Annotated in this window: 2 protein-coding genes; both read left to right on the forward strand. The window is 41.6% G+C overall.

Going from position 1 to position 3,324, the window contains the following annotated elements:
- The coding region (aceF, locus tag CWC30_RS17170; RefSeq protein ID WP_138627710.1) for a pyruvate dehydrogenase complex dihydrolipoyllysine-residue acetyltransferase at window positions 1-1,461 on the forward strand (1,461 nt) is incomplete at its 5' end.
- 163 nt (window positions 1,462-1,624) lie between these two features.
- Complete coding sequence (gene lpdA / locus CWC30_RS17175; RefSeq protein ID WP_033103967.1) at window positions 1,625-3,052, forward strand: dihydrolipoyl dehydrogenase; 1,428 nt, start codon at window positions 1,625-1,627, stop codon at window positions 3,050-3,052.
- Window positions 3,053-3,324: the final 272 nt, after the last annotated feature.

The following is a 3,324-nucleotide window of genomic DNA, read 5'->3' on the forward strand; positions in this document are numbered from 1 at the left end:
GTAAAAGAAATTAAAGTAAATACTGGTGACAAAGTGAAAACGGGTTCATTAGTATTTGTTTTTGAAGTGTCAGGTGGTGATAACGAAACTGCACCTGCAAGTGATTCAAAAACGCAAGAGAAGCCTACTGAAAAAGCTGCTTCATCTAAAGCGTCAGAATCAAGCACAAAAGAAGTTAGCGTACCGGATATTGGTGATGACGAAGTTGAAGTAACCGAAGTCATGGTTGCGGTTGGCGATAGCGTAGAAGAAGAGCAATCTATCTTAAACGTTGAAGGCGACAAAGCAGCTATGGAAGTACCGGCGCCGTTTGCTGGTACTGTAAAAGAAATTAAAGTAGCGACTGGCGATAAAGTTAAAACGGGTTCCCTGATTTTTGTATTTGAAGTGGCGGGTAGTGCACCAAGTGACGCGCCTGCAAAACAAGACGAGGCAAAGGCTGAATCTAAGCCAGCGGCTCAAGCAGAGTCAAAACCAACTGCTGCGCCTGAAAAAGCAAGTGCCGAAAGCTTTGAAAACAACAGCGCTTATGCTCATGCATCGCCAGTTGTTCGTCGTTTAGCACGTGAGTTTGGTATTAACCTTGCGAACGTAAAAGGCACAGGTCGTAAAAACCGTGTTGTTAAAGAAGACGTGCAAAACTATGTTAAGCAACTGGTTAAGCAAGTTGAATCTGGTCAAGTACCTGCAGCTAAAGGCAATGCCGGTGGCGGTGAGCTTGGATTAATTCCGTGGCCAAAAGTTGATTTTGCTAAGTTTGGTGAAATTGAAGAGAAAAAACTCTCTCGTATTCAAAAGCTATCAGGTAAAAACTTACACCGTAACTGGGTGCAAATCCCCCATGTTACCCAGTTTGATGAAGCGGATATCACGAGCCTTGAGCAGTTCCGTAAAGAGCAAAATGCCCTTAACGAGAAGAAAAAGCTGGGTGTTAAAATTACGCCATTAGTATTTGTAATGAAAGCAGCTGCTAAAGCGCTTGCTGAGTTCCCTACATTTAATTCATCGCTTTCAGAGGATGGCGAAAGCTTAATCCTTAAAAAGTACATCAATATTGGTGTAGCGGTTGATACGCCAAATGGCTTAGTTGTACCAGTATTTAAAGATGTTGATAAAAAAGGCATTATTGAACTATCTCGTGAGCTTATGGAAGTATCTGTTAAAGCGCGTGATGGCAAGTTAAGTTCATCAGATATGCAAGGTGGTTGTTTTACTATTTCAAGCCTAGGTGGCATTGGCGGTACGGCATTTACGCCGATTGTGAATGCGCCTGAGGTGGCAATTTTAGGTGTGTCAAAATCTGAAATGAAGCCTAAGTGGAATGGTAAAGAGTTTGAGCCTAAGCTAATGGTTCCACTTTCAATGTCTTACGACCATAGAGTGATTGACGGTGCACTTGCTGCACGCTTTACTGTTACTCTTGCAAGTTACATGAGTGATATACGCCAGTTAGTGATGTGATCACTACAGAGTGAGTAAAATCAAATCTCAGCCAGTTGTTTTTAGCTGGGATTTTTATCATTTGCAATGATACAATATTTGCACAAATGCCCTTTTCTGCCTTGCAGAAACATGGCAGTTAAATTTTGGGGCTGTGTCCCGTTCAAACAATAAAGGTAATAGCATGAGCAACGAATTAAAAACTCAAGTTGTTGTACTAGGCGGTGGTCCTGGTGGTTACTCTGCAGCTTTTCGCGCTGCTGACTTGGGCTTAGAAGTTACACTAGTAGAATCTCGCGAGACATTAGGCGGTGTATGTCTTAATGTTGGTTGTATTCCTTCTAAAGCACTTTTACACGTAGCTAAAGTGATTGATGATGCTGCAGAAATGTCATCTCACGGCGTTACTTTTGGCGCACCAAAAATTGACTTAGATGAAGTTCGTTCTTGGAAAGAGTCTGTTGTTAGCCAGCTTACAGGTGGCTTAGACGGCATGGCTAAAATGCGTAAAGTAAAAGTTGTATCTGGTTACGGTAAATTTACTGGTAGCAATACTTTAGATGTTGAAGGCGCTGACGGTAAAACAACCATTACCTTTGATAACGCAATTATTGCTGCGGGTTCTAAACCTGTAAACTTACCTTTCATCCCAGAAGATGATCGTGTTATTGATTCAACGGGCGCGCTAGAGCTTAAAGATGTTCCTGAAAAACTACTTGTTTTAGGTGGTGGTATTATTGGTTTAGAAATGGGTACGGTTTACCGTGCACTAGGTTCTGCAATTGACGTTGTAGAATTTGCAGACCAGCTTGTTCCTGCTGCTGATAAAGACATCATTAAAATTTACCAAAAGCATGTTAAAGACAAGTTTAACGTGATGCTTTCAACTAAAGTAACTGGCGTTGAAGCAAAAGACGACGGTTTATATGTTACTTTTGAAGGCAAAAATGCACCAGCAGAGCCAGTTCGTTACGACAAAGTACTTGTTGCTGTAGGTCGTACACCAAATGGTAACATGTTAGACGCTGATAAAGCGGGTGTGAATGTTGATGAGCGTGGTTTTATTAACGTTGATAAGCAATTACGTACTAACGTAGAACATATTTTTGCAATTGGTGACTTAGTGGGTCAGCCTATGCTTGCGCATAAAGCGGTTCATGAAGGTCATGTTGCTGCTGAAGTTATCTCTGGTCAAAAACATTACTTTGATCCTAAGTGTATTCCTTCAATTGCTTACACTGACCCTGAAATTGCATGGGCGGGTGTAACTGAAAAAGAAGCGAAAGAGCAAGGTTTAAGCATTGAAACAGCAGTATTCCCTTGGGCTGCATCGGGTCGTGCAATTGCTTCTTCACGTACTGAAGGTTCTACTAAGCTTATTTTTGATAAAGAGAGCGGCCGTATTATCGGTGGTGCTATGATTGGTATTAACGCAGGCGAAATGCTGGGCGAAATCGGTCTAGGTATTGAAATGGGTGCAGATGGTGAAGACTTAGCGCTAACAATTCATGCTCACCCAACATTGAACGAATCAATCGGCCTTGCTGCTGAAATTTTTGAAGGTTCAATAACTGATTTACCAAACAAAAAAGCAGTTAAAAAGAAGAAGTAATTTCTTCTAGTTAATCGTGATAAAAAACCCAAGCCTCGGCTTGGGTTTTTTGTTTTTATAGCCTCAGCGTTTAGCAAAGGGCTACTTGTATAGCGCAGCGTCTTTATGGTGCAAAAAGGTTAAAGTATGTCGATCTGCGAGTGTCGAGCAACGAGCTTAAAACCTCAAAATTAAACCTGTGCGAGGTTAGTTCACGCCTACAATATAAAAATTATGCTTGCAAAGAGCACCGTGTTTTATTTTACTATCTGCCCGTTGCCCGTTGCCCGTTG

This window comes from Pseudoalteromonas sp. S4741, from assembly GCF_005886135.1.
GTDB lineage: Bacteria > Pseudomonadota > Gammaproteobacteria > Enterobacterales > Alteromonadaceae > Pseudoalteromonas > Pseudoalteromonas tetraodonis.

Excerpts from the sequence above, each read along its gene's own strand:
- lpdA (WP_033103967.1), top strand. The coding sequence starts at position 1,625 with ATGAGCAACGAATTAAAAACTCAAGTTGTTGTACTAGGCGGTGGTCCT.